Here is a 26,722-nt window from a genome sequence, read left to right on the forward strand (position 1 = left end):
CTGAGTGACCTGTGGAACAGTTCGGCTCCGGTTCCGATGAAAAAAGGAGACGAAATGCTTCACCTGGCAATCGAACGAACCAGGGCGCTAGACCGGCAGATTGCCGGGCGCAACTCACTCGAATGCGCGGCTGCCCTGTTGATTACCGCATTCTTCGGCTGGGCCGCCCTGCGCGCGCCGAGCCCCCTGGAACAACTGGGCCTGGCCATTGTTTCGCTGAGCGGGCTTTGGATCATCTATTACGTCCGGCACCACGGCCGGGGGCCGAGCCCCGTGGATGCGGGGCTCGACCTGTCTGCTTATCGCAAGGTGCTGCTGGAGAACTATAGCCGGCAGATCCGCCTCCTCCAGACCGTGCAGTTCTGGTACCTGGGGCCGCTCTATGCCGGGCTGCTGATTGCCAATGCCGGCGCTGCGTTGCGGTTGACCAGGGAAGGCCGCGGCGTCCTTGGCCCCGTGCTCACCGTCACACTGGTAACCCTCGTCTTCGCCGCGATTCTGTTGCTGAACCAGCGTGTGGGCGTCGGGCGGCTGAGAAGTGCCAGGAAGGAACTGGTTGAACTCACCGGCGGAGAGTGAGACAACACGCGCGGGGCACGGCTTGCCGCTGGCCGCCGGATTCACCAGCGTGTGGAGGAATCAGCGAGAGAATTGCCCGGATCGCAGGGGGCGATTGTGAGATCCAGTCTCCCCCTGCAAGTGGCCTCAGTCCTCATCTTCCTCATCATCCTCCACGTCATCTTCGTCGTCCTCGTCTTTGTCGTCGTCATCCTCCTCCACTTCCAGATCTTCCTCGTCGTACACCTCTCGCTCCTCGTCGTCCTCCTCCTCCAGATCGGCCTCGGGAGGAGGCAGGAACGTGGGCGCCCATTTCTCGTCCCACTCCTGCTGCGTCACTCCTCGGGCTGCTTCGGGGAGATTCGCAGCCGCGCCCGCGGCACCGCCACCCGCCAGCGCCTCCGCGGCCTGCATCAGCCGGTCGCCTCGGGCGGCCTCGGAACAGGTTCCGGCGGAGCCTTTGAGTAGCTCGATGGCCGACGCGCGTCCCGGCGCATCCAGGGTGTTCACGACGGAGTTGAACGCAAACAGCAGCCCTTCCACGGACTCGTCAGGCAGCCGCGTCATGAGGTCGGCCAAGTTTTGAAGGATTCCGGCGGGGTTCACAGAAGGAGTTTATAGCATGATTCCGCCGGTTCAGCACTGGCTGCGCTTCGACCGGCGCCTTCACCGGCGGGCCGTCCTCCTCTCTCTCTGCCTAGTGTCCTGTTGCGACGCCCCACATACCGACCGATTGATTCGCTTCTCAGGACAAGCCCGCTACCGCAGCGTCACGTCGAACTCGTAGAATCCCTGATTGGAAGCGAACCGCTTTCCCTTGCGGCCGTTCACCGTGAACCAGACGCGCCCTTTCTCCGATTTGGAGATCAGCGCACCGGCCGGTTGGTCAGGCGACACCAGCGCGTCGTTGCGGGGGCCGGCGACACCATCCGGGCCTCCGCAGCCGGCTGAGGGATTGTCCAGGTCCCAACACGCATTGCCCCTGGTGTTCGTTATGACTGCCTGTAGCTTTTGGGGATTGGGGATGCCGGCACCCCACTCCAGGTGAGCTGGAAGGACGACGTGATACTGGCCCGGACCGTGTTCCTCCACCATCGCCTCGGGCGGAGTGCAGAGATTCCGTCCGCTGAGGCAAGTAGTGGGGCTGAAGGTGATCTCCGAATTGACGACGGTAATCTCGGACGACACTTGCGGTTCATCGGGTTTGAACTTCCAGCCGAGAATGTCGTGATTCTCCCAGCCTTCGCCGGTGGACGCGGTGAAACCGATAAACGCCCGCCCTTGCGCATCCACGACGGTGGACAGATCCACCGGTACGCGCAGTTCCGGCTCGCCGTCGTCCAGGTAGACCAGCAGCATCGGCGGTTTGTAGCGGATGCGGGCGAGGTGGGGGCGCCCGTCCTTGAGCCGGATCTTCAGCCTGGTGCCGGTCCCCAGGCGATTGGGCGGCCAGCGCATCTTGCCCACCTGGCCGTTGGTGCACACGGCGATGTAGTTGTCGGATGGGTCCAGCCCGTCCCTGTTCCGGTGCGTATCGAAGAAGACTGCGATGCTGTGTGGAATGCCGGGTTGCGAGCGGTCCTGCCGTCCGTCGCCCAGTGCGAAGCCGCGAGCCGAGCCTCGGCCCGCGAGCGCCTCCGGCCCGTTGTTTTGGAGCACGAAGGCGAAACCATCCGCGCCGTTGCCCAACCCGCCCTGCTGCGTCAGTTGAAACTGGAACACCATCTCGAAGCCGGCCGCGATTGGCTGGCGCTCAGCGAACCAGGCGGCGCCGGCCGTCTGCGGAAGGGCAGGTGTCAGGCGGATGCGGTTCTGCCACACTTCGGCGTCACCCACGAGTTGGAGCTTGAACCCCTCCTGCCCCCGCACCATGACCATGGCTGCAGCGGCCGCCAGTACTGCCGCGACACACCGCGAAGGAAACCGATCCATGAGGTTGAGCATATCGCGCGAGCAGCCCCTGACTCGTCGACGGCGCAATCCGTCATCGCGCCCCAGCAAGGGATCCCACAGGGAAATGCAGGCCGCTGCATGGTTCACGCCATGCTTGCAGCGAGGCCTGGATGATTTTCCTCTACGGCCACCCACAAACTCCCTGCTTCGCGAATACAATTGTAAGGACCCAGAACTAAAAAACGCAGAGGGGCGCTTCAATAGTGATTGGCATCATCGATACCGTAGTCATCGTTCTCAGCCTGGTCCTCGTAGTGGGCGCGGTGCTGCGGGCAGCCGGTAAGAAACAGACCGACGCCGAGTATTTCCTGGCTGGCCGCGATTTGCGCTGGCCGTTTGTCGGCATGTCGCTGCTGGCTTCAAACATCTCGGCGGAGCATGTCGTCGGCCTGGCAGGAGACGGCTACCGCGTCGGCCTGGTCACCGGCGGCTATGAGTGGATGGCCGCCTGGTGCCTCATCATCCTCGCGTCCCTGTTCACTCCGCTCTACCTGCGCCGCCGGATCTACACCATTCCCGAGTTCCTCGAGCACCGCTTCGGCTGGGGCCTACGCGCCTTCCTCTCGGGCAACCTGCTGCTGATGAACGTGCTCACCAAGAACGCCATCGACCTCTGGGCCGGCTCGCTCCTGCTCCATCTCCTCTTTGGCTGGAACCAGACCGGGGTGATGGTCGCCCTGTCCATCCTGACAGCCCTCTACACCATGAAAGGCGGCCTGCGCGCCGTGGTCTATGCGGACATGGTGCAGGGCACGTGGCTCATCATCAGCGGCATCGTCCTCACCATCGTCGGACTGGTGGCGGTGGGCGGTTGGAGCGGCCTGACGGCTCGCGTCGATCCCGCGCTGCTCCACATGGTGAAGCCGCTCGATTCTGAACTGCCCATCACGGGGTTCCTGATTGGGAACCTGTTCGGCGGCATGTTTTATTGGTGCATGGACCAGACGAACGTCCAGCGCGTCCTGGGGGCGCGCTCAGTGGACGACGGCCAGAAGGGCGCCATCTTCGCCGGCTTTCTCAAACTGCTCATCCCGTTCATTCTGGTGCTGCCCGGTGTCATCGCGCACGCCCTCTATCCGAACTTGGCCCGGGCTGACATGGCTTATCCCCGCATGGTCAGCGACCTCCTGCCCGTTGGCTTGCGCGGAGTCGTACTGGCCGGGCTCATCGCGATCCTGATGTCTTCCATGAGCGCCTGCTACAACGCCAGCGCCACCCTGGTGGTCCGCGACTTCTTCATGCGCTGGAAGCCGGGCCTCAGCGACGAGCAGCAGGTCGCCATCGGGCGGAAGATCACCGTGCTGATGGCCCTGTTGGGCGTGCTGGCGGCGCCCCTGGTGGGCCGCTCCGTCACGATCTGGAACTACCTCCAGATGCTCTCCGCTTATCTGGGTGTGCCGTTAGGCGCGGTCGTCTTCATGGGCCTGCTGTGGAAACGCGGGAACACCGCCGGAGCCATTGCCGGCGGAACGACCGGGTTTGCGCTGGGCCTGTTCCTGATGATGGACCAGACGCTCGGCTGGGGCCTGGTCGCGCACCCCTATCTCACCTCGTTCCTGCACCGGTCGATCCTGGTGTGGGTGCTGGCCGCGGTCACCATGGTGGTGGTCAGTCTCATGACCGCGCCGCCGGCCCAGAGCAAGGTGGAGGGCAATGTGTTTGGATCCGCCCCGGCACAGACAACGGCAGGGACGGGCTATCGCCTCTGGGCCGTAGGGCTCTTCATGTGCACGCTGGTCCTGTGGTGGGCGTTCCGGTAAGCTTGAAAGGCCGCGCTTCCGGTGGAGTTCGGACGGGAATCGGCGTTCGATGAGCAGGTAAATCCGCGGAATAAACGGCGCCTATTGCGCGAACGATATAATCCCGTGAGGAGAGAATATTGCCGGAAGAAAAATCGCCCGGAGGTTCCACCATTCGCCGATACTCCAGCGGTGAATGGGCTCACCCCCAGACTGGCCAGCCTGGGGATTCCTCGCTTCAATTTGCGGCGGCCCGCGACGAAGCCTATCAGGCCCTGCTCGGTGAACCGCGGCACATTGACCTCGAAGCCATCCCGCTGGTTCCTCGCATTGATGTCCACACGTATGTTCGCTCCAGCCCACAGGGAGAAGTGGTGGCTCTGGTGACCAGCGGCATGAGCGATCTGCCCATGCACGTTCCGCCGGCGGCCGGCGAGGACGCACCCCGCCGCGTCGAGTTGATCTTTTACTGCGCGGAGCCAAGTCAGGAGTACATCGACACGCTGCGTTGGGTCGGCCGCTTCCTTCACGACCGGAAGACCTGGCTGAGCTACGGCCACACGATGCCCAACGGCAACCCACCGGCTCCGTTTTGGGGCAGCCAAGTCCTGGACACGCTGCTGTTCATGCCCACGATCGTCCGCCGCGACCAGGCGCTTCCCGAAAAGTTGGTTCTGTCCGGCGACCCCGTGCACTTCCTTTGGGTGGTCCCGCTCTCCACCCCCGAATGCAATCTGAAGCTGGAGCACGGCTTCGGCGCCATCCTCGACTTATTCCAGGCGAACCGCCATCCCCACGTATTCAACCCCTCGCGCAAGAGCTACGTGTAGCGGACAGCCCGCCCGCCCGCGTGGTTCCTGGTTGTCGCTGCTCAGTCCTGCTGCCCCTCCGGGCCCCAAGGGGCGCACCGGAAGGCAACGGCAATCCCGGAATGTGACTAGTTCGGCCTCACTGGCCCGCTGCCCTACCCTCGCTCACGTGCCCGCAATTTCGACCCAGTGAATCGTCACGGCCGCCTGCGCCTGCACGTCGATCACGACCCGGCCCGCTACGCCGCCCGGCATCGTCCAGGTCATGAATCCGCGCTCCGGACCAGGCTTCACCCCCATCTCCGCACCTGCCGCACTGCACTCCTGCCCGTTGACCCGCACGGCGCCCAACCCGCCTCCCTCCAGTTCCATCCTGACCCGTGCGCGCTGCAAGGCCGGCCCACAGTGCACCCGGAACGCCGCCCACTGCCCGGCCGCCAGCTTCTGCGGCAGTTGCGTGGGCGAAGGCTCGCCCGGAGCCGACGTATCCGCATAGGTCACGACATGCCGCCGCGCCTTGCCCGCCAGCGTCTGCAGCCGCCCGCATTCGTGCAGCAGGGCGGGGTAGTTCTCCGCGTCCGGCATCTGCGTCTGCGAATCCATGTAGTTGAACAGGTACACCCTGTCTGCTCCGCGTTCCAAGAGGGAGGCCGCGGCGCCCCGCACCGTCTCGATTGAATTCATCGGAATCGGCCGGTAGGCAGGATAGGGGCGCAGCAGCAGTTCCAGCCCGGCCGCCAGGGTCACCCGGTCTCCAGCCAGGCGCCGCCACAACTCCACCGGCATGTCCGTTTCGGCGCTCGCCCAGAACGGCGTGAAGACCAGCAGATCGATCAGCCCTTCGCGGGCCCACAGGGCTCCATCCAGCCCCAGGTCGATCGCAGTCTGCGGACGCGATGGGACCCGCGCGCCTAACCCGATCTTGTGGCCCCTCCGCTTCGCCCAACTGTCCGCCAGCCGCCTCGTCTTTCGAACGAACTCCGTCAGCAGCCGGCCGCCCTCTGTCTCCCGCCCCGGGCTGAAGTGGAAGCCGAACCGCATCCAGTCGAGTTCCAGGCCATCCACGTCGTACCGTTCCAGATACTCCTCCACCAGCCGGAAATGGTACGCCCGAACCTCCTCGTGCGCGAAGTCGAACGCGCGGTCGCGCCAGTCTACGGCTCTCCAGGGCAGCCGCCGGAACTGCGGATTCTGCCGCCAGAAGGTGCTGTGCATGTAGCTGTCCGGGTCGTCGACGTTATGCAGGTCGTTCATGCGCATCGAAATCCAGGGCGACAGCCCCCGCCTCCGCGCGCGTTCAATCCACACGGCATAGGGATCGATGCCCTGCTGCGCCAGCGACCATGCCGTGTGCACCCACTTCCGTGCATTCACCCGCCCCTCGCCCGTAGTGGACCGGAACAGCGGTTGATCGTCAGGGCCGTCCGGATCATAGCCCTTCCAAATGGGGTCCCAAACCTTGCTCGCAAAACTGGTCCGCTGCGAGTTGCCGCTGAGCACGAGCTCACGGACCTGTGTCTCCGCATACTGATCGACGAACGCGGCCACTGACTCCTTCGTATGCGTCTGGCCCGCTCGTGTGAAGAACCAGTGGCTATTGTCTTCATTCAGGCACAACGCAGTGCCCCGAGCCGCGCTGAGCGGCTGGGCGCTCGCCACCGACCCCACCGTCTGCACAAACTGCCGTCGATTCATACCGACCAGCTTAGTCGATAGGCCCCTGCCCTCAGAATCGCTGCCGGCATGGAGGGCGTCGCCCACGGCGAGGCTCCAGCGGTGGCGGTGCCGCGACGTGTCACGTCCCCCACCACGCCCAACAGGGCAGGCAGTCCACCCATCTAAAATGAAGTACCCGGAGCCCCGGAGGTCCTCACCGGATCCATGCTGAAACGTCGTATCATTCTCCCGGCCGTCCTGATGGCGGCCTCCCTCCTGCCTGCCGCCCAAGACAATCCGCCGGGCGCGCCGCCCGCCCTGGAACTGACTCTACGGCCCGCCGCACCGGACACAGCGGGAATCATCCCCTCCGTTGACGTGACGCTGGTCTTTCCCGTGTTTGCCACGGTCGAACTGGCCTTCCTTCCGAACAACGTCGAGACGGTGGCGCGGACCATCACGCTCGTCACGGCCCGCGATGCAGCCGGACCCCTGCCGCTGCGGGTCACGGACGATCCGGAGTCCGCGGAGGGCCCCGCCAGGCACTGGTCGGCCGGACGCCCGGTCCAGGGTCCCGTGACCTTGCGCTACCGCGCGCCCATCTCGAACCGGCCGGCGCCTCGCGGAGCCGCTCCCCCTCTCGAATTACGCTCCGATACCGGAGCATTCTCCGGAGCCGGCGCGAGCTTTCTCCTTCTGCCGCGGAGCGCCGCGCCCGACCGTCTCCGCCTGCACTGGGATCTATCAGCAATGCCTGCCGGCGCGCGTGGTGTTTCGAGCCTGGGCTCCGGCGACCGGACCGTCCTCCTGGAAGATGCGATAGGCCGGCTGAAGTCGACCTTCTTCCTGGCCGGGCGGCTCCAACTCTTTCCCGAACAGCCACCCGAGCGCGGCTTCTTCTCCGCCTGGCACGGAACTCCGCCGATGGACCTCGCCCGCCTGATGGCCTCCGAACAGAAGCTGTATGCCTTCTACGAGAAATTCTTCAGCCGCCCGGCGGAGTCGCCGTACGGGGTCTTCCTGCGCGAAAACCCCGTGAATCCCGGCGGCGGGATGGGGCTCACCGACTCGTTTATTGCAACCTTCGGGCCGAAGGTCACCGCGGAGGATCTGACCATCACGCTGGCCCACGAGATGCTACACACCTTCGCCGGAGGACTGGATCAGCCGGCCGGGTTGGAAGGCTCCTGGTTCTCCGAGGGGCTGGCGGTGCACTACGCCCGGCTGTTGGCTTTGCGCGCCGGCCAGATCACGCCTGCCGAATTCCTGCACGACCTCAACTCGACTGCGGGCCGCTACTACACGAATGCGTTCCTGGGCACGCCGAACTCGGAGATCCCGAAGCGGTTCTGGGCGGATACAAGAATCCGGGTGTTGCCGTACGACCGCGGCTCGTTGTACTTTGCGGTGCTCGACACGCAGTTGCGGGCGGCGTCCCATGCGCAGACTGGTTTGGACGAACTGTTGATGCAATTCCTCGCACGGCGCAAGCGGGCGCTGCCGCTGGACGAAACCGCGTGGTGCTCGCTGCTGGAACAGGCATTGGGCACGCCGGGGCCCGAGTCCTACCGGGCGATGTTGGCGGGCGCGCTGCAGCTCCCGGAGTCCGGTGCCTTCGGGCCGCAGTTTGAACGCACCACCACGCGGCTGCGCCGCTACGAGTTGGGCTTCGCGCCCGAGGTGCTCATTGAGCCGCGGCGTGTGGTGCGCGGGCTCAAGGAGGATTCGGCGGCCGCGCGCGCCGGCCTGCGGAATGGGGATGAGATCACGAGGCCGGTCCCCCAGGATGTGGTGCAGGCGCAGCAGGAAGCCACCCTGACTCTGCACGTGAGCAGGGCGGGGCAGTCGCTCGTCATCACCTATCTGCCGCGCGGCGAGGAAGTGGACGCGTGGCAGTGGCGCATGGCCGGTGGCCCTCCGCGCCGGTGAACTCCGATATGCTGGCTCCGTGCTCTTGGCTGCGCACGCAGGCCGTGCGGCACAGCATGTTCTCCGTGAGATTGGGCATCATTTTATGTCGGCTGGAACTCGCACAACGGATGGAATCTTTCGCCGGTCTTCCCGTGGGTCGACGGGCCTCGCGTTCATATTGCTCACCCTGAGCCTGGCTGCGGCCTGCCCAGTCTGGGGCGCCGTGCGCGGCCGGTTGAAAGTCTCAGCGAACCACCACTACCTTCAGTACGAGGACGGCACGCCCTTCTTCTACCTGGGCGACACCGCGTGGGAACTGATGCACCGCCTGGATCGCGAAGCGGTCGACCGCTATCTCGAGAACCGCGCCCGCAAGGGGTTCACCGTGATCCAGGCCGTGGTCCTGGCCCAGATCGGCGGTTTGACTGAACCCAATGCCTACGGCGACCTGCCCCTCAACGGCAAGGATCCGGCCCAGCCCAACGAGGCTTATTTCCGGCACGTGGACTATATCGTCAGCAAGGCGGAATCTCTTGGCCTGTTCGTCGGCATGCTGCCCACCTGGGGTTCGTATTGGAATCTCACGCCAGGCAACACCGGCCACATTTTCAATGTCGAGAATGCCCGGACCTATGGCCGCTTCCTGGGCCGCCGTTATAAGGACAAACCGATCATCTGGATCCTTGGCGGCGACCGCACCATCACCAGTGAGGAGGAACGCGCCGTGATGAATGCGATGGCGGCCGGCCTGGAGGAGGGTGACGGGAAGACGCACCTCAAGACCTTCCATCCTTCGGGGCCGGGCCAGTCCTCCAACCACCTGCACAACGCGCCGTGGCTCGACTTCAACATGTACCAGTCCTCTCATGGCGCGCAGGATCACGACAACGGCCTGTACGCGGAACACGACTACGCCCTGCAGCCGCCCAAGCCGACCCTGGACGGGGAACCCCGTTATGAGCAGATGCCTGTCGGCTTCTACTTTCAGAACTACAGCCGCCACATTCGCTTCGACGACTACGATGCCCGCCAGGCGGCCTACTGGTCGCTGTTTGCAGGCGCCTGCGGCCACACTTACGGCAACAACAACATCTGGCCCATGTGGCAACCGGGCCGCGCTCCAGCCATCTTCTCCGACATCCCCTGGTATGAGGCTCTCGACCACCCCGGCGCCTTCCAGATGACCTTCGTGCGCCGCCTGTTCGATTCGCGGCCTTTCCAGACGCTGGAACCTTATCCCGCCATCGTCAAGTCCGGACCAGCGACAGGAGGAGCCAAGGTCCGTGCGCTGCGAGCCGCCAACGGATCGTTCGCCTTCATCTACTCCCCGCGCGGCGAAAGCTTCACAGTCGACAAGAACGCCATCCAGGCCAAGCGGGTGCGGGAGATCTGGTACGACCCCCGCTACGGAGTCGCCCGCCAAATTCACATCTCCGACAATTGGGGCTACCAGACCTACACGCCGCCCACGTCGGGGCGTGGGAACGATTGGATCCTGATCCTGGAAGACGAAGCCGCACAGTTTCCCCTTCCGGGCACCTCAGCGCCGGCTCCGGCCGCCAGGTGAATGGGAGCCGGCCGCCAGCAAACGTGGACGCCGGGAATAGTGCGGTGCCTCCGGTAGCCAATGGATTGGCCCCCGGGACGGGCTCATTTACAGCCACGAGCCCCGCAAGCGTATCCTCCATCAGTTTGCTCTTGACGTCCCGGACAGTATCCAGGAACCCGCTAAATCTGCGCTCGTCTCGGCGGCACCAGCGGCGCCGGCAGAGGCACCAGGTAGCCATCCAGCCGGGTTGTCGGCGTGCTCTTCCACCTCCAGTAGGCGTTATCCTGCGTGATATCCTCAGTGGCCCCGGCCAGCGTACGCCGCCACAGCGACGACTCCGCGTAATTCGTCGAAGCGTGCACGAAATAGCCGCCCGCGGACATCGCCATGTTCCCCACGCTGGAATCCACCCAATCCGAGACGACCAAGTGGAAATGAAGTGGTTGTACATTCCTCCGGGCCAGCATTGCGTTGGCGTGGTCGAAACAGATCTCCATGCCGAAGCGGTACCCGCCCACTTCAGGGCACTGCTTGTACGAACCAGGGATGAACGCGAGGTCCTCAGGGGAGCAGCCGATGGCCTCTCCGAAGTCGGTCTGCTTGTCGTACTTCGCAATACGCCGCCCGCCCAGCAGCATGTAGGCGGCATTCTTGGCAAGTCGCGGAGTTTTGGTGTTGTCTCCTAAGGTGGTTCTGATGTCCCGCAGCGAGGGCACTGGGTTGACGCCCGCATTGTATCCGGCTCCGTGCCAGTCCAGGAGATCCCAGTCTGCTGGTGTTCGCTGACCGGGTATTTTCACGATGTACGCGCGTGTCTTCTGTATCGCCCTGGCGCGCCGGTCATTGGGTGAAGTCTTCGCCAGCGTCCTTTGCCCGGTCGCCGGATCGAACTTGAGGTCAAAGCCCGGGGCTCGAACCAACTGCTTCCTGTAAAACACCGTGCCTGGCACCATCAGGATCTGGGGATACTTGCGGCTCAGTCCCAATAGTTTGCTCTCGACGTCGATCCTTTCGAGTTCCGACATGGGAAACCGTTCCGTATCCGGGGACGTGAAGAAGTACTCAGGAGCCAGGAAAATCCCCTTGAACGGCAATGCCGTTGTCAGTTCCGCGGCGCTGTCCCTGATCCACTTGTTGACGGTCGTCAGCTTTACATCGATGCCAAGCAGCCGCGATTCGAGCGACCTTTCCCAGCGATTGTCGTAAGACCAAAGCGCAATCACAATGTTCTCCGGCATGATGTTCCTTTCGAGCAGAGCCTCGCACGCGAGGTTACTATTATGCGCAGATAACCCAGCGGGGCTTTCACCGATCTGTGGGATTCCCTACAGTCCGGCCGCGCACGAAGGCGATCACTGGGTGCGCCACCACATTGCCCCAGCCCGCATCCGGCTGTCTCCCGGCCACAGCATCCTGCGGAACCACTCTCCCTCTGGGACAATGAACAACACCACATGACACTAGGATTCCTAGGAACAGGCGCCATCACGGAAGCCATCGTCACCGGCCTCAGCATGCCCGGAGGACCCGCCCAGCCCATCCGGCTATCGCCCCGCAACCCCTCCATTGCCGCCGGACTGGCCGCCCGCTTTGAGAACGTCACCGTCTGCGCGTCCAATCAGGCCGTACTCGATACCTGCGACACCATCATCCTCGCCGTGCGGCCCCAGATCACACCCAAAGTCCTCTCCGAGCTGCACTTCGCCCCTACCCACACCGTCATCAGTCTCGTGGCCGGCTTCTCCGCGGTCCGCATCGCCGGGCTCGTCGCGCCCTCTGCCGCCATCTCCCGGGCCATCCCGCTACCCTCGGTCGCCCAAAGGCGCAGCCCCATCGCCGTCTATCCGCCGCAGAGCGTGGCCGCCAGCCTGTTCGCCCCCTTGGGCCAGGTCTTCGGAATTGAAACCGAGGCGCACCTCAATGCCCTCAGTACGGCCACCTCCACCATGGCGGCGTACTTCGGTTTCATGGGGCAGATCTCATCGTGGGTCGCCGCGAAGGGCATTCCGGAACAACAGGCGCGGCAATACATTGCTCAACTGTTCGCCGGCCTGGCTGGCACGGGCCTGGAGGAGTCGGGTCAATCACCCGCGGATCTGGCCGCGGCTCACTCCACACCAGGCGGACTGAACGAGCAGCTCCTCCGCCATCTCACCGATCATGGAGTCTTCCAAACCCTCACTGATGCGCTGGACGCCGTGCATCGCAGGGCCTCCGGCATGCAACCTCTCCCGGCTACTTCGCCGAAATCGGAGTAGCCTGCCAGGCACTGCCCCAGCGCGACGGCTTCGGCCCCATCTCGAACGCCAGCGTGGCTCCCGCCTGGATCTGCTCCCATGTGATCAGCGGATCGTTCAACGGCTTCCCGTCGAGCATCGCCGACTGAATGTACATGTTCGCCGCCGACACATTCCTGGCGACCACGCGAAACGTCTTCCCGTTCTGCAGCCGGATGCTCATCTGGCTGTACATCGGACTGCCGATCATGAACTCGCCGCTCGCCGGATTCACCGGGTAGAAACCCATCGCCGAGAACAGCAGCCACGCCGACATCTGCCCGCAATCGTCATCCCCATCCAGGCCGCCCTCATCGAAGCCATACTCGGCGGCCGCAAGCTCACGCACCTTGGCCTGCGTCTTCCACGGCTGCCCGGCGAAATCGTATAGGTACGCATAATGATGGCTGGGCTCGTTGCTGTGCACATTGTGGCCGCCGCTGAAGTGCGCGTCGAGCTTCTTTCCATAGGCCTCCCGCCCGCCCATCAGTTGGACCAGGCCCGCCTGATCGTGCAGCGGCGACCACGTATACGCCCACGCATCGCCTTCCGTCCAACCCGCCTCCGAGCGGTTCCCCTGCGTATCCGCCGGTCCGCCGATCGGAGCCCACCGGCCATCCGAAGTCTTCCCGTTCATCAGCCCCAGCGCGGGGTTGAACAGGTTCCGGTCATTCAACGAGCGCCGCAGAAAGAAGCGGTAATCCTCTTCCTTCCCCAGCGCCTTCGCCACCTGCGCCACACACCAGTCGTCGTAGCTGTCCTCCAGCGTCCGCGACGCCGCCTCATCGGTCTTGTCGGTCGGAATATAGCCGAGCTGTTTGTAATAGGTCAGCCCCGCCCGCGCCTCATACGGAGTGCCCTCTTCCCGGTCCAGCCAGCGCCGCGTCGTATCTCCGTCCGGCGGTGTCATGGCGTCTTTGTAAACAGCCTTCCACGCCAGTTCCCGATCGAAGCCCTTGAACCCCTTGCGAAGCGCCTCCGCCACCAGCGAATCCGCATGCGTCCCGATCATGATGTTCGTATAGGAAGGGTTTGGCCACTTCGGCATCCAGCCGCCCTCCTGGAAGTTCTGCAGCAGGGCCGTGATCATTCCATCGATCCGCTCCGCCGCGAACAGCGTCAGCATCGGGCTCTCCGCGCGGAACGTGTCCCACATCGAGAAAGCGGTGTAGCTCTCACCCTGGTGCGCCTGGTCGTCGAACGCGCTGTAATAGCGGCCATACTCGGAAAACACCCGCGGGTACAGCAGCGTGTGATAGAGCGCGGTGTAGAGCCGCGTCTTCTCGCGATCAGTCGCACCCTCCACCTGCAGGCGGTTCAGCTTCTCCGCCCACGCGGCGTGCAGCCGCCCGCGCACCGCCTCGAAATTCCATTGCGGGATCTCGCGCCGCAGATTCTCCCGCGCCTGCTCGACGCTCAGGAACGACGTCCCCACGCGGACCTCCACCAGTTCCCCCGGACGAAACTCGGCGTACGCGCCCCGGCTCGCTGAGGCGTCCTGCTTGTCCAGCCCATATGTCTCCGCCTTCAACGGAGCCTGCCGGAATTGCACGGCAAAATACCCCTTGAAGTTCGGCAGTTTGTGCGGACCCAGGTGCGCATCCATCCGGTGCGGGTTGAAGCCCGTGATCTCATGTGTGGTGGGATCCACCGCGGCAAAACCGGCGACACCCGGCCTCGACGTCTCCACTAGCACGCGAGCCGTACCGCTCTCCGGAAACCGGAACCGGAAGATCGCGCAGCGCTCCGTAGCCGTCAGCTCGGCGCGAATCGTCTTGCCGTCCGCGGTACGTAGCGAGACGGCATAGTAATCCGGCTGAGCCGTTTCGTCGCTATGCGAGAATGGGAGCCCGCGCGCCTCCGCGGCAGTCTGTAGCGCCCCGGTCTGCGGCATCAACGTGATGTACCCGTAGTCGCCCATCCAGATGGCGGGCTGATGGGTGCCGATGAAGCCGGTGATCGTCGGATCGCCGTACTCATAGGACGTAATGCTGATCTTGTTCTGCCGCGTCTGGGGCGTCCAGTTCGTCATGGCGAACGGCGGCGAGACAAACGGCATCGTCCCGCCGTAGCCGATCTTGCTCTTCGCCGTGCCGATAAGGGGATTCACGAAAGTGAGCGGCTCGCGCTCAGCGCCAAAAAGAGCGGGCGCAACCAGGAGGCAGACCACAGGGAAACGCATGGATAACCATAAATACTCTATCCAACTGGGCTCCTCCGGTCCCGGCAAGGGCTACACGAGGAGTGGCTGCACCGGCCGCGGCATGATTCATAGATGCGGTCTGTAGCAGGATCGCCCGCATACGCTGCCGCGCGAAATCAAACGCCAGGCCCGCTCCTCAGCTTTCCCTTTCGGCCATTTCCTGATATGAATTGGTCCGTCGCTCCGTCGACCGCGGACCGGCGTTGGCGAGTGGAGGTTGCATTGATCAAGAAGTATCTATCCATGGTCTGCGGGCCGGCGAGACGCCTGGCCATCCTGACGAGCGTCCTGCTCTGCTGTGCCTGGGCCGCCAACGCGGCCTCCATCATCCAGAATCTGCAGGTGGAATACCGGCCCACGCCGCTGGGCATCGATGTGGCGCAGCCGCGCTTCAGTTGGCAGATGGCCACCACGGCCGGCGAGCGTGGCGCAGCCCAGGTGGCTTACCAGCTTGAGGTCAAGGATCCTAAGGGCCAACTCGTTTGGGACACGAAAAAGGTCGACGCCCCGGCTTCGCTGGGAATCCAGTATGGGGGCAGTCCGCTGAAGGCAGCGACCCGCTATTCCTGGACCATCACGGTCTGGAACCAGGCCGGCGCTAAACTTCTCGGAGCCTCCTGGTTCGAGACCGGCGTGATGGATCCGGCGCCGAACGCCCCCGCCTGGGGCGGCGCCCAATGGATCGGTGGCCGCAATGAGGATCTGGTGCTCTACGCGCCCTACCTCACGATCTTCGACCTGAAGTACGCACTGACCATCGCGCCGGGCAGCACGCGCGCCAGCTTCGTGTATGGAGCCAACGACTCGCGCCTGATGGATAAGAACAAGAACATCTATCAGCTCGCCAACGGGAAGGACGAGAGCTACATCAAACTGGAGCTCGACATCGCGGCCGTGGACGGCTCACCCGGCGGCAAGGCGAAGCTGAATGTCTACCGGGCGGGTTACAAGGACACCGATACCCCCTCGAAACCGCTGAAGACCTTCGAGTTGGCCGCCGACCTGATCAACAGCGCCAACAAGAACGCTGAGCACGCCATTGAGTTCCGCAGCGCCTTTGGGCAGATCACCATCTCGATCGATGGCCAGGGCAACATTACTGGAGCTTCGGCGCCGGCGGCCCCGGCCGGTCCCCCGCAGGGCGGGCCTGGCGGACGCGGCGGTCCCGCGAATGCCGTGAACCTCAACCCCATGGGCGTGGGCGGCAATTTCCTTCCCTTCGGCATGCTGTGCGACATCGGCTTCTCAGTGGAGCCCGGCCAGAACGCCACGTTCCGCGACGTGACGGTGCGCAACAACCGCGCACCCAACAACATCCTGTTCCACGAAGACCTGGCTGGTGCCACGTACCAGGGAATCTTCGCCGGACCCGGCTTCTCCGTGGCCAACGGCCGCTACGTGCTGGCCGGTGGGGCCAAGGGTGTCTTCCTGGTGAAAGATCCCAGCCGGAACTCGATGCCCATGCTGCGCACCACCTTCAAGACCCCGGCCAAGCCCATTGCCGGCGCCCGCCTCTACGTCACGGCGCGCGGCATCTATGAGGTCTTCCTGAACGGCAAACGCGTCGGCGACGACTACTACAATCCCGGCCTGACGCAATACAACATCACCCACCTCTACCAAGCCTACGACGTAACCAGCCTGGTCAAGGCCGGCGGCAACGCCCTGGGCGCGATGCTCGGTGAAGGCTGGTGGAGCGGCCTGTTGAGCTTCGGCAACATCTGGAACCACTTCGGCGACCGGCAGTCGCTGCTCGCCAAGCTCGTGGTGACATACAAGGACGGCACCTCCGATACCATCACCAGCAACGGAAAAACCTGGAAGTACTTCGGCGGCGGGCCGGTGGTCTACAGCAGCCTGGATTTCGGCGAGATCCTCGACTCCACGCGTGACGCGGCGGTCGATGGCTGGACCACCGCCGCCTACAACGACAGCAATTGGAAAGCCGCGGCCGTGGTTCCGCTAGAGGGCACCGCCTTCTCAGGCATGGAGCAGGGCCGGATGGGCGCGCCCGGCACTCCTTTTCAGTTCGACAAGCTCGCGCTGGTCGGCCAGATCGGCAACAACGCCGGCGTCTTCCGGACTCTCACGGCGAAGAGCGTGAAGGAGGTCCGGCCCGGCGTCTACGTCTACAACATGGGCCAGAACATGGTGGGTGTGCCGAAGATCACCATCGCCAATGGGCACGCGGGCGGCAGGCTCACGCTGCGCTACTCCGAAATGCTCTACCCGGATTTGAAAGAGTCTGGGCAGAACGTTGGCATGCTGATGACGGAGAACTACCGCGCCGCCCTCAACCAGGATGTCTACACGATGAAGGCCGGCAGCCAGGTCTTCCAGCCGAAGTTCACCTCGCACGGTTACCAGTACATCGAGATCACCGGCATCGGCAAGCCGCTGCCGCTGGAAGCGGTGCAGGGTGTGGCGATCAGTTCTGTCAGGGAGCTGACCGCCGACTACAAGACCTCCAGCGAGAAGGTGAACCGCCTGTGGTCGAACCTCGTCTGGTCGAATGTTGACAACTTCCTCACGATCCCCACAGACTGCCCGCAGCGCAACGAGCGCATGGGCTGGTCCGGCGACATCAACGTCTTCTCTCGCACGGCCACCTATGTTTCGAATGCTGACCAGTTCCTGACGCGCCACATGTACGCCATGCGCGACACGCAGTCGGCGGCGGGCCGCTTCACCGATGTCGCGCCTGTGGGCGGCGGCTTCGGCGGAGTGCTGTGGGGCAGCGCCGGCATCGTTGTGCCCTGGGAGTCCTACCTCCAGTACAAGGACACGGGCCTGCTGGCCCAGCACTACCCGGCCATGGCCGCGTATATCGATTACCTGGAAACCACCATCGATCCGAAGACTGGCATTAGCTCCGATGGCCAGTTGGGCGACTGGCTGGGCCCGCAGAACAACGCGCTGGGCGCTCCATTCCTGTCCACCGCTTATCATGCCTACGACCTCGGAATCATGGCGCAGATCGCCGAAATCCTCGGAAAGCCGGCCGATGCGGCGAAATACCGGGCCATGTACGAGAAGCGCAAGGCGTTCTTCAATGCCACGTTTGTGAACGCTGAGAAGAAGACGCTGGGTACGGTGGGCGGACGGGGCGCCTTCGGACCTCCTGGCCGGCCCCCTGCGCCCATGGAGTTCAAGGTCGCCGACACGCAGACCTCCTACGCAGTGGGCCTGGCGATGGGACTCTTCAACGCCGAAAACACCCCCCACATGGCGAAAAACCTCGCCGACAGCGTGGCCCGCGAGAACAGGGACGATGGCGGCGTGGTGCGTCCGCCTAATTCGCTGATGACCGGGTTCATCGGCACCTCGTGGATCAATAAGGCGCTCTCCGACAACGGCCTGGGCGAACTGTCCTATCGCCTGCTGCACAACAACCAGTACCCCTCGTGGCTCTACGCCATCGACCAGGGCGCCACCTCCATCTGGGAGCGGCTCAACGGCTATACGGTGGAGAACGGCTTCGGCGGCAACAATAGCATGAACTCGTTCAACCACTACTCGTTCGGCGCCGTGGGCCAGTGGATGATGGCCTACTCGCTGGGCATCCAGCGCGGCGAACCGGGCTTCCAGAAGTTCATCCTGCAGCCGGAGCCCGATCCGACAGGCATCATGACTTCGGCGGAAGGCTACTACGATTCGATGTACGGCCGCATCCGCAGCGCCTGGAAGGTGCAGGGCACAACCCTCACCTACAAGGCGACTGTTCCGGCCAACGCGACAGCGACGTTATACCTGCCGGCGAGCGACGCCTCGGCCGTGAAGGAAGGCGGGCAGCCGGCCGGTTCCTCCAAAGGGATCACCTTCCAGAAGTTCGAGAACGGCAAGGCCGTTTATCTGCTGCAGTCCGGCAGCTACGAATTCATGGCGAACCGTTGACGGGAAGAGGCGCGGTTAAGCGCCTCCACCCATCGCCTTGTACAAAGCCACCTGGTTGGCGAGCTGCGCCAGCCGCAGGCTCACCAGCCCCTGCTGGCCTTGATAGAGCGTGCGCTGCGCCACCAGCACCGTGAGGTAGCTGTCCATGCCCGCCTGGTAGCGGACGCCGGCGATGCGGTAAGTCTGCTCCAGGCTGGTCACCAGGATCTTCTGCGCCACCAGTTGCGACCGTAGGCTGTCGCGCTGGCTCAGCGCATCGCTCACTTCGCGGAACGCGGTCTGGATCGCCTTGTCATACTCCGCGACGGCAAGCGCCCGATCCGTCTCCGCCACCTTCACGGTCGATTTGCGTGCTCCGGAATCGAAGATCGGCAGCGAGATCTGCGGCGCAAAGTTCCACGTGCCGGCACCGGCATTGAACAGCTTCGTGAGGTCGCTGCTCATCGAGCCGCCGCCGGCGGTGAGCGAAATGCGCGGGAAGTAAGCAGCGCGCGCCGCCCCGATGCTGGCGTGGGCGGCTTTCAACTGGTGTTCGGCCATCAGGATGTCCGGACGTTGCAGCAGCACCTCGGAAGGCAGTTCCGCCGCAATCTCCTTCATGGCGCTGCCGGGACCCAGTTCCGACGGCTGCAGGCCGGGCGGGACAGGCGCGCCTACCAGAAGGGCGAGCGCATGCCCGTCCAACTCCACCTGGCCCGAATACCGGGCGATGTCGACCCGCGCGGCCTCCACCTGGCTTTGCGCCTGGAACAGATCGAGGTCCGAGCCCATGCCGCTGTCGCGGATCTGCCGGATCAGGTCGTAGCTGGCCTGCTGCGCCTCCAGCGTCGATCGCGCCAGCCGCAGGTTTTCCTGATCGGCGGCCAACGCCAGGTAGGTGCCCGCCACTCCGGCCACCAGCGCGATCTGTGTCGCCGAGCGCGCCTGCTGCGTGGCCAGGAACTGCTCCAGGGCGGCTGCTTTCAGGCTGCGGATCCGCCCGAAGAGATCCAGTTCCCACGACGCAGCGCCCAGGTTTAACGTGTACTGCTGGATGGTGACCGCCTGGCCGACGTTAATCCCCGCCACCGACATGTCTTTCGGAAGCCGGTAGAGGCTGCCGCTGGCCGAGGCCGCGACGGTCGGGCGCTGCTGCGCGCTCTGAATTCGGTAGAGCGCTTCGGCCCGCTCAATATTGAGCGCTGCCATCTTTAAATCGCGGTTGTTGGCGAGTGCGGTCTCGATGACGGTCTGAAGTCTCGAATCCGGGAAGAACGCCCGCCATGGAATATCCGCGGCCTGTGAAGCGCCGGCGGGCACCGGCTCCGCTGCCTGCGCGTGAGGCAAGGCAGCGGGCACCGGCGACGGCGGCCGTTCATACGGGCGGTTGTGCACGCAGCCGCCCAGCGCAACGGCCAGGGATACAAGAAGAATGCGGCGGTCCATGTTATTGGCCCTCCCCGGAAGGTGCCGTACCGGGCTCAACCGGAGCGGCTGTGCGCTTGCTGAAGAGCTGCACGATCATCACGAAGAACAGGGGGATGAAGAAGATCGCCAGGAAGGTGGCGGTGATCATGCCGCCCAGGACGCTGGTGCCGATGGCCTGCTGTGCGCCGGCGCCGGCGCCCTTGGCGATCGCCAGCGGCAGAACGCCGAAACCGAAGGCGAGCGAGGTCATGACAATCGGCCGCAGGCGGAGCTTGGCGGCCTGCAGTGTGGCCTCCAGCAGACCCTCACCCTCTTCCAGCCGGATCTTGGCGAATTGCACGATCAGGATCGCGTTCTTGGTAGTCAGTCCGAGGACCGTCAGCAGTCCGATCTGGAAGTAGACGTCGTTGGGCAGGTTGCGCCACGACGATGCGGCCACACCGCCAATGACGCCCAGCGGCAGGGCTAGCATGATGGCGATCGGGACCGACCAGCTTTCATAGAGTGCCGCCAGGACCAGGAAGATCACCAGGATCGAGAACGAATACAGCAGCCCGGTCTGCGCTTGGCCCATGCGCTCCTGGTAGGAGAGTCCGGTCCAGTCGTATCCGATGCCCTTGGGTAGCTTGGCGACGATCTCTTCCATCGCCTGCATGGCCTCGCCGGAGCTCCGGCCGGGCGCGGGCTCGCCCAGGAAGTTCAGGGCGGGGAAGCTGTTGTACCGCTCCAACCGCGGCGAACTGTAGGTCCAGCGGCCCGATGCCAAAGCGTTGACAGGCACCATGGTGCCTTTGCTGCCGCGCACATAGAGGCGCTCCAGGTCGCTGGGCAGCATGCGATAAGGCGCGTCCGATTGAACGTAAACGCGCTTCACGCGCCCGCCCTGGATGAAGTCGTTCACATAGGCGCTGCCGAACGCCGCCGAGATCGTGCTGTGGATGCTCGAGATGGGCACGCCCCACGTGCCGGCCTTCTCCCAGTCGATCTCGCTGCGGTACTCGGGCACATCGTCCAGGCCGTTGGGCCGTACGCGCACCAGGCGTGGATCCTGCGCCGCCAGTTGCAGCAGTTGCCTACGGGCGCCCATCAGGGCGTCGTGCCCCAGGCCGCCCCGATCCTGCAACATGAAGTCGAAACCGTTGGCCTGGCCAAGCTCGATCACCGCGGGGGGAGGAAATGCGAAGGCTACAGCCGTGCGCATGCCCGCGAAGGCCATCATCGCCTTGCCCGCGACCTCCTTCGCCCGCAGCCCGGGCTTGTCGCGCAGCTTCCAGTCTTTCAGCATGATGAACGCGAAGCCCTGGTTTTGCCCGCGCCCGGAAGCGCTGTACCCGGAGACCGTCATGCACGATTCGACGGCCTCCTTCTGGTCCTCCAGGAAGTGCCTCCGCAGTTTGTCCATCACCCCGTCGGTCTGTTCCCGCGTGGAGCCGGGCGGCAGTTGCACCATCGCCATCAGGATCCCCTGGTCCTCATCAGGCAGGTAGGCCGTCGGCATGCGCCGGAAGAGGAAGCCCATGGCCACGACAATCACCACGAAGGCGAGCAGCGAGATGGCGCGGGCGCCCAGGATGCGGCCCACCAGCGACTGGTACTTGTCCCGCAGGTAGTTGAAGGCCCGGTCGAACGCCAGGAAGAACGGGCGCAGCAGGCGGAAGCCGCTCTCCGCCGCCTCATGGCCTTTGGCGACAGGCTGCAGCAGCGAGGCGCACAGCACCGGCGTCAGCACCAGGGCGACGATCACTGAGAGCAGCATCGAGGCGATCACCGTGACGGAGAACTGGCGGTAGATGATTCCTGTCGCGCCGGGGAAGAACATCATCGGAGCGAAGACCGCCGAGAGCACAAAGCCGATGCCGACGAGAGCGCCGGTGATCTCCTCCATCGACTTCATGGTGGCTTCCCAGGGCGGCAGGCCTTCCTCACTCATCACACGCTCCACGTTCTCCACCACGACGATGGCGTCGTCCACCAGCAGGCCGATGGCCAGCACCATGGCGAACATCGTCAGCATGTTGATGGAGAAGCCCAGGGCGCCCAGGACTCCGAAGGTCCCCAGGATCACGACCGGCACGGCGATGGTGGGCACCAGCGTCGCGCGCATGTTGCCCAGGAAGAGATACATGATCAGGAACACCAGCACGATGGCTTCGATGAGGGTCCTCACCACTTCCCCAATGGCGACCCGGACGAACGGGGTCGTGTCGTAGGGATAGACGACCTTCATCCCGGGCGGGAAGTACTTCGAGAGCTCCTCCATCTTGGCCTTCACCCGGGCGGCTGTATCCAAGGCGTTCGCGCCGGGCTCCTGGCGGATGGGCAGGGCGGCCGAGGGCCGGCCGTTGAACGACGCCTTCACATCGTAAGACTCGGTCCCCAGTTCCGTCCGCGCGATGTCCCTCACCCGGACAATCGAGCCGTCCGGATTGTTCCGCAGGGGAATCGCTGCGAACTCCTCAGGCGTCTTCAGCAGGGACTGCACCAGGATCGACGCGTTCAGCCGCTGGCCCGGGATCGCCGGAATGCCGCCGAACTGGCCGGCGGACACCTGGACGTTGTAGGTGCGGATGCCCGCCACTACGTCGTCGGAGGTCATGTTGAACTGGGTGAGCTTGTCTGGATCCAGCCAGACGCGCATGGCGTATTGAGACCCGAAAGGCTCCACTTCGCCGACGCCCGGCACGCGGGCCAGCGACGGCTGGATCTGCGAAATCGCGTAGTCGTTCAGGTCGTTATAGTCCAGCGACGAGTTCTCTGAGATCAGGCCCACCAGCATCAGGTAGTTGCGCGTGGACTTGCTCACCGTGATGCCCTGGCGCTGCACCACTTCGGGCAGCATGGGCATGGCCAGTTGCAGCTTGTTCTGCACCTTCGACCAGGCCAGGTCGGGATCGGTACCCGGCGCGAAGGTCAGTTCCAGCGAGGCGCTGCCCGACGAGTCGCTGGTGGCGGAGATGTACAGCATCTTGTCGAGGCCGGTCATCTTCTGCTCGATGATCTGCACCACGCTGTCTTCCACGGTCTTGGCCGTGGCTCCGGGGTAGACGGCCCGCACGGAGATGGACGGCGGAGCGATGGGCGGGTATTGCGAGATGGGCAGGTTGTAGATCGCCAGGACGCCCGCCAGCATCATGGCGATGGCGATCACCCAGGCGAAGACGGGACGATGCAGGAAAAACCTAGACATGGCTTTTCCCTTTGGTCTCCGGTTGGGGCGCCGGAACCACGCGCACCCGGTCGCCCGGGCGCACTTTCTGGAGCCCCTCGACGATGATCCGGTCCCCGGCCTCCAGGCCGCTGGTGACCAGCCATTTGTCCCCGATGGCCCGGTCCAGCTCCAGGGTCCGTTGTTCCACCTTGTCGTCTTTCCCGACGATCCAGGCGTACGGCAGGCCTTTGGTGTCGCGCGCGACGCCCTGCTGCGGAGCAAGCAGCGCCTGCTGGTTGATGCCTTCCTGCACGAGGGCCCGCACAAACATGCCGGGCAGCAGCACATTGTTCGGATTCGGGAACACCAGGCGCAGCGTAATGGAGCCCGTGGTCGGGTCAACTGTCACGTCGCGGAACTGCAGCGTGCCGTCGTAGGGGTAGATCGACTTGTCCTCCAGGCTGAGCTTCACCTTGCGCTGAAACGAACTGTCCGGCTTGAGCTGTCCGCTCTTCAGCCGGCTGCGCAGCCGCAGCAGCTCCGCGTTGGACTGGACCACATCCACATAAATGGGGTCGAGCTGCTGGATCACCGCCAGCGGCGTGAGCTGATAGGCCGCCGCCAGCGCGCCGACAGTAATGTTCGAGATGCCGATGCGGCCGGAAATCGGCGCATGGATCGGGGTGTACGAGAGATTGATGCGGGCGCTGTCCAGCGCGGCGCGGTTGATCTCGACCGAAGCCTTGCGGGCGGCCAGGTTCGCCTCGGCCTGGCGCAGCGCGGCGCCGGCGTCGTCCGCATCCTGCTGGGCGGCGGCGCGCGTGGCGGCAAGCGTCTTGAGCCGTTCGGCCCGCGAGCGGAGCGCCGGCAGGTTGGCCTCCGCCGTCACCAGCTCGGCTTCCGCCGTGGTCAGGGCCGCCTTGGCCTGCGCCAGCGCGGCCTGGTAAGGGGCCGGATCAATCTGGTACAGCAGGTCGCCGGCCTTCACATTGGATCCCTCCTGGAACTGCCGGCTTTGAATCAGCCCATTTACCTGCGGCCGGATCTCCGCTACCAGGTAGGCGGAGGTGCGGCCCGGTAACTCGGTGGTCAGCGTCACCGGCTCCTGTTCGAGGGTCACGGTGGCCACTTCAGGCAGGCCGGGCGCGGGTGGTCCTTCCGCTTTGGTCTTGCAGCCGGAGAGAACAAGTGCCGTCAGAAGGAGCCCAATGCCGGCCAGCCGCTTCGGCACCGTGCCGAAGTGCCGGAGAGGTCCGGAAGGGAGGGGGAAGTGATTTCGTCGAAACCTGGCCTGGGAAATTCGTGTCTGATTCCCAACGCCGAAGACTGCCTGCGCATCTCGCGTTTCCATGTCACCCTCTCTCAAGGCAAACGAGCAGCCAGAGTCGGGGACCTGGATTGAGCGGCTTCCGGGCAGTGCGTCTGCCGGCCTTTCGGCACCTTCGGCACTTGCCCGGCATCTGCCGGAATCAGCTGTATTCGCGTTCGATACTTAACTTCTTCATGCGGGATTGCAAAGTGGTGCGCCGGAGACCCAGCAGCGCCGCGGCGCCATGCGGCCCGGCGACTTTCCCTCGAGCCTCGCGCAGGGCGCGCAGAATGCGGTCGCGCTCAGCGGTCTCTGCCAGCCGCGAAGTCCTGGGCGAGGGCGCGGTTTTCGAGAGCTCCGGTAGGGTGACAACGAGGACGCGGCCAGGGCTCAGGATAACAGAGCGTTCGATCACGTTCTGAAGCTCTCGAATGTTGCCGGGCCAGTCATAATTCGTCAGGGCATCGATGGTGGACGACGGGATGGAGTCGATAGGACGGTTCATGCGCGTCGCGTATTTCTGCGTGAAGTAGCGGATGAGCAAGGGGATATCTTCCCTGCGTTCCCGCAATGGGGGCACCGTCAGGGGGAAGACATGCAACCGGTAATAGAGGTCGCTACGAAACTTGCCTTCCTCGACCATTTTCTTCAGGCCGCGGTTGGTGGCGGCGATGAAGCGGACGTTTACCTGGATGGTGCGGTTGCCGCCCAGGCGCTCGAGCTCCTGCTCCTGGATGGCCCGCAGCAGTTTCGACTGCAACTCCAGGGGAATCTCTCCGACTTCGTCAAGAAACAGCGTGCCCTGGTGAGCCAGTTCAAAGCGGCCGATCTTCTGGGCGAACGCGCCGGTAAACGAGCCCTTTTCGTGTCCGAAGAGTTCGCTCTCCAGCAACGTCGCCGGAATCGCCGCACAATTCACCTTGATGAACGACCGTTTCGACCGGGCGCTGAGGTCGTGCAGCGCCCGGGCCACCAGCTCCTTGCCGGTGCCCGTCTCGCCTTCAATTAGTACCGTTGCGTCCGTGGGTGCGACCACCTGAATACCGCTCAACACGGCCTGAAACGCCGGCCCTTCGCCGATCATGCTGCCGACATTCTGGTCGAAGCGGATCTCGTCTTCCAGGTACAGCTTCTCGGTGGCCAGTTTGTCTTTCAATTCCGAGAGCTCCCGGTAAGCCAGGGCGTTTTCCGTCGCAATGGCAATCTGCCGAGCCACTTGGACGAGCAGGTCGACTTCGTCCGGAGTGAATGGCTGACCGCCGCGGCGCGCCAGGTCGAGCACCCCGGAGATGCCGTTGGTACCCACCAGCGGGATGGAGCAACTGGACCGGAAGCCCAGGTGACGGTATTTGCGGTACACCGGAGCGGTGTAGCGGTCGTGCTCGTCTCCGCTCAGCACGACGGGTTTGCCCGTGGCAATCGCTTCGCCGGCCGGCATGCCCTGCGGACTCACCGACATCTCCTCCGGCTCAAAGCGCATGCCCGCTGGAGAATGCAGCGCCGTGATGTGGATGTGGCCGGACGGCTTCTCAATCAGCGCCATCAGGACGAAATCGTGCGCGACGACGCTGCTGAGCTGGGTGGAGATCGCCGAAAACAGCTCCTCCATCGGCAGTTTCGAGACCAGGGAATTGGTGATTTCGAACAGGACACGCATGCGGTCGCGCTCGTGCAACAGAGCCTGGCGCGTGAGATAACCCTCTACGGAGACAGCGAGTTCCGCCGCGACACGCTGGAGAAACTGCAGTGCGCGCGGGTCCGGTTGAAACGGCGCATCGAAGCCGAAGCCGAGTATGCCCAGGCGGCGCTCGCCATTGGAGAGGGGCACCAGGACCATGGCGTGGATCCCCTCGTCCAGGGCCTCCTGGATGACGTCGTCCCAGCGCGTCTCCAGGTCCAGCAGCGAAAGCACCACGGGCTGCTGCTCGCGCCAGACATGGGCGCCGGGGTCGTCTCCGTTCGGGTCGAAGACGCGTGGGCGGTCCTTGTAAGGCCGGTTGGCGCTGATGGCGTGCAGCCGCAGTTGATCCTTGATGGGATCGTGCAGGACCAGGGCGAGGAAATCGAAGGAGACCACCCGGCGCAGCGAGGCCGCCAGGGAGTTGCAGACCGTCTCGAGATCGGCGTGCCCGGCGACGACTTGGGACAGGTCGAAGAGCGCTCGGTAGATTTCGGAATCCGGGATCTCCATATCCAGAATCGTAGCAGCAGGTGCCGAAATCGGCAATTGACGTTGGCATTTGTCTGGATTCGGCATTCTGGACCTGTTAGCCGTGGCGGCTGCTGCCGGGCAGTAGAGGTGGAGGCACT

Annotated in this window: 16 protein-coding genes; 7 read left to right on the forward strand and 9 right to left on the reverse strand. The window is 64.3% G+C overall.

Annotated features, from left to right (window positions below; translation table 11 throughout):
* The first annotated feature begins 54 nt into the window (after window positions 1-54).
* Window positions 55-579, forward strand: coding sequence for a hypothetical protein (locus IRI77_RS35605; RefSeq protein WP_194449669.1), 525 nt, complete (start codon window positions 55-57; stop codon window positions 577-579).
* A 126-nt stretch (window positions 580-705) separates the two neighbouring features.
* On the opposite strand, the gene IRI77_RS35610 is transcribed toward IRI77_RS35605, so the two are convergent.
* Window positions 706-1,137, reverse strand: coding sequence for a hypothetical protein (locus IRI77_RS35610; RefSeq protein ID WP_194449670.1), 432 nt, complete (start codon window positions 1,135-1,137; stop codon window positions 706-708).
* A gap of 180 nt (window positions 1,138-1,317) precedes the next feature.
* The gene (locus tag IRI77_RS35615; protein ID WP_194449671.1) at window positions 1,318-2,490 is read right to left on the reverse strand and encodes an L-type lectin-domain containing protein; all 1,173 of its coding nucleotides are present in this window, start codon (window positions 2,488-2,490) and stop codon (window positions 1,318-1,320) included.
* Between the two features lie 224 nt (window positions 2,491-2,714).
* Between IRI77_RS35615 and IRI77_RS35620 the strand changes: the two genes are divergently transcribed.
* Together IRI77_RS35620 and IRI77_RS35625 are read left to right on the forward strand one after the other, a co-directional pair.
* The gene (locus tag IRI77_RS35620) at window positions 2,715-4,271 is read left to right on the forward strand and encodes a sodium:solute symporter family transporter (RefSeq protein ID WP_194449672.1); all 1,557 of its coding nucleotides are present in this window, start codon (window positions 2,715-2,717) and stop codon (window positions 4,269-4,271) included.
* Window positions 4,272-4,390: 119 nt separating this feature from the next.
* Window positions 4,391-5,080, forward strand: a complete 690-nt coding sequence (locus IRI77_RS35625; protein ID WP_194449673.1) for a suppressor of fused domain protein — start codon at window positions 4,391-4,393, stop codon at window positions 5,078-5,080.
* Window positions 5,081-5,224: 144 nt separating this feature from the next.
* On the opposite strand, the gene IRI77_RS35630 is transcribed toward IRI77_RS35625, so the two are convergent.
* Window positions 5,225-6,754: a glycoside hydrolase family 10 protein gene (locus IRI77_RS35630; RefSeq protein ID WP_194449674.1), complete on the reverse strand. Its 1,530-nt coding sequence runs from the start codon at window positions 6,752-6,754 to the stop codon at window positions 5,225-5,227.
* A gap of 186 nt (window positions 6,755-6,940) precedes the next feature.
* On the opposite strand from IRI77_RS35630, the gene IRI77_RS35635 reads away from it, so the two are divergent.
* Together IRI77_RS35635 and IRI77_RS35640 are read left to right on the forward strand one after the other, a co-directional pair.
* The gene (locus tag IRI77_RS35635; protein ID WP_194449675.1) at window positions 6,941-8,644 is read left to right on the forward strand and encodes a M61 metallopeptidase family protein; all 1,704 of its coding nucleotides are present in this window, start codon (window positions 6,941-6,943) and stop codon (window positions 8,642-8,644) included.
* A 160-nt stretch (window positions 8,645-8,804) separates the two neighbouring features.
* Window positions 8,805-10,193 carry a glycoside hydrolase family 140 protein gene (locus tag IRI77_RS35640; protein WP_228486492.1) on the forward strand — a complete coding sequence of 463 codons (1,389 nt, stop codon included), beginning with the start codon at window positions 8,805-8,807 and terminating at the stop codon, window positions 10,191-10,193.
* Window positions 10,194-10,354: 161 nt separating this feature from the next.
* Here the strand turns inward: IRI77_RS35640 and IRI77_RS35645 are convergent, their stop codons facing one another.
* Window positions 10,355-11,413, reverse strand: a complete 1,059-nt coding sequence (locus IRI77_RS35645) for a carbon-nitrogen hydrolase family protein (protein WP_194449677.1) — start codon at window positions 11,411-11,413, stop codon at window positions 10,355-10,357.
* A gap of 216 nt (window positions 11,414-11,629) precedes the next feature.
* Here IRI77_RS35645 and IRI77_RS35650 point away from each other — a divergent pair, with 216 nt between their 5' ends.
* The gene (locus tag IRI77_RS35650; RefSeq protein ID WP_194449678.1) at window positions 11,630-12,433 is read left to right on the forward strand and encodes a pyrroline-5-carboxylate reductase; all 804 of its coding nucleotides are present in this window, start codon (window positions 11,630-11,632) and stop codon (window positions 12,431-12,433) included.
* On the opposite strand, the gene IRI77_RS35655 is transcribed toward IRI77_RS35650, so the two are convergent.
* The gene (locus tag IRI77_RS35655; RefSeq protein ID WP_194449679.1) at window positions 12,411-14,633 is read right to left on the reverse strand and encodes a GH92 family glycosyl hydrolase; all 2,223 of its coding nucleotides are present in this window, start codon (window positions 14,631-14,633) and stop codon (window positions 12,411-12,413) included. The two genes, IRI77_RS35650 and IRI77_RS35655, sit on opposite strands and share 23 nt — an antisense overlap.
* A gap of 243 nt (window positions 14,634-14,876) precedes the next feature.
* Here IRI77_RS35655 and IRI77_RS35660 point away from each other — a divergent pair, with 243 nt between their 5' ends.
* The gene (locus tag IRI77_RS35660; protein ID WP_228486493.1) at window positions 14,877-18,548 is read left to right on the forward strand and encodes a family 78 glycoside hydrolase catalytic domain; all 3,672 of its coding nucleotides are present in this window, start codon (window positions 14,877-14,879) and stop codon (window positions 18,546-18,548) included.
* A 15-nt stretch (window positions 18,549-18,563) separates the two neighbouring features.
* On the opposite strand, the gene IRI77_RS35665 is transcribed toward IRI77_RS35660, so the two are convergent.
* The 4 genes from IRI77_RS35665 to IRI77_RS35680 all read right to left on the reverse strand — a co-directional run bounded on the left by IRI77_RS35665 (window position 18,564) and on the right by IRI77_RS35680 (window position 26,603).
* Window positions 18,564-19,973, reverse strand: coding sequence for an efflux transporter outer membrane subunit (locus IRI77_RS35665; RefSeq protein WP_194449680.1), 1,410 nt, complete (start codon window positions 19,971-19,973; stop codon window positions 18,564-18,566).
* Window position 19,974: 1 nt separating this feature from the next.
* Window positions 19,975-23,142, reverse strand: a complete 3,168-nt coding sequence (locus tag IRI77_RS35670) for an efflux RND transporter permease subunit (protein ID WP_194449681.1) — start codon at window positions 23,140-23,142, stop codon at window positions 19,975-19,977.
* Window positions 23,135-24,454, reverse strand: a complete 1,320-nt coding sequence (locus IRI77_RS35675) for an efflux RND transporter periplasmic adaptor subunit (protein WP_194449682.1) — start codon at window positions 24,452-24,454, stop codon at window positions 23,135-23,137. The genes IRI77_RS35670 and IRI77_RS35675 overlap by 8 nt, the downstream gene beginning before the upstream one ends.
* 118 nt (window positions 24,455-24,572) lie before the next feature.
* Window positions 24,573-26,603, reverse strand: coding sequence for a sigma 54-interacting transcriptional regulator (locus IRI77_RS35680; RefSeq protein WP_194449683.1), 2,031 nt, complete (start codon window positions 26,601-26,603; stop codon window positions 24,573-24,575).
* Between the last annotated feature and the right edge of the window lie 119 nt (window positions 26,604-26,722).

The sequence above is a fragment of the Paludibaculum fermentans genome (assembly GCF_015277775.1).
GTDB classification, from domain to species: domain Bacteria; phylum Acidobacteriota; class Terriglobia; order Bryobacterales; family Bryobacteraceae; genus Paludibaculum; species Paludibaculum fermentans.

Excerpts from the sequence above, each read along its gene's own strand:
- IRI77_RS35605 (WP_194449669.1), top strand. The coding sequence starts at position 55 with ATGCTTCACCTGGCAATCGAACGAACCAGGGCGCTAGACCGGCAGATT.
- IRI77_RS35615 (WP_194449671.1), bottom strand. The coding sequence starts at position 2,490 with ATGGATCGGTTTCCTTCGCGGTGTGTCGCGGCAGTACTGGCGGCCGCT.
- IRI77_RS35630 (WP_194449674.1), bottom strand. The coding sequence starts at position 6,754 with ATGAATCGACGGCAGTTTGTGCAGACGGTGGGGTCGGTGGCGAGCGCC.
- IRI77_RS35635 (WP_194449675.1), top strand. The coding sequence starts at position 6,941 with ATGCTGAAACGTCGTATCATTCTCCCGGCCGTCCTGATGGCGGCCTCC.
- IRI77_RS35645 (WP_194449677.1), bottom strand. The coding sequence starts at position 11,413 with ATGCCGGAGAACATTGTGATTGCGCTTTGGTCTTACGACAATCGCTGG.
- IRI77_RS35650 (WP_194449678.1), top strand. The coding sequence starts at position 11,630 with ATGACACTAGGATTCCTAGGAACAGGCGCCATCACGGAAGCCATCGTC.
- IRI77_RS35655 (WP_194449679.1), bottom strand. The coding sequence starts at position 14,633 with ATGCGTTTCCCTGTGGTCTGCCTCCTGGTTGCGCCCGCTCTTTTTGGC.
- IRI77_RS35665 (WP_194449680.1), bottom strand. The coding sequence starts at position 19,973 with ATGGACCGCCGCATTCTTCTTGTATCCCTGGCCGTTGCGCTGGGCGGC.
- IRI77_RS35670 (WP_194449681.1), bottom strand. The coding sequence starts at position 23,142 with ATGTCTAGGTTTTTCCTGCATCGTCCCGTCTTCGCCTGGGTGATCGCC.
- IRI77_RS35675 (WP_194449682.1), bottom strand. The coding sequence starts at position 24,454 with ATGGAAACGCGAGATGCGCAGGCAGTCTTCGGCGTTGGGAATCAGACA.
- IRI77_RS35680 (WP_194449683.1), bottom strand. The coding sequence starts at position 26,603 with ATGGAGATCCCGGATTCCGAAATCTACCGAGCGCTCTTCGACCTGTCC.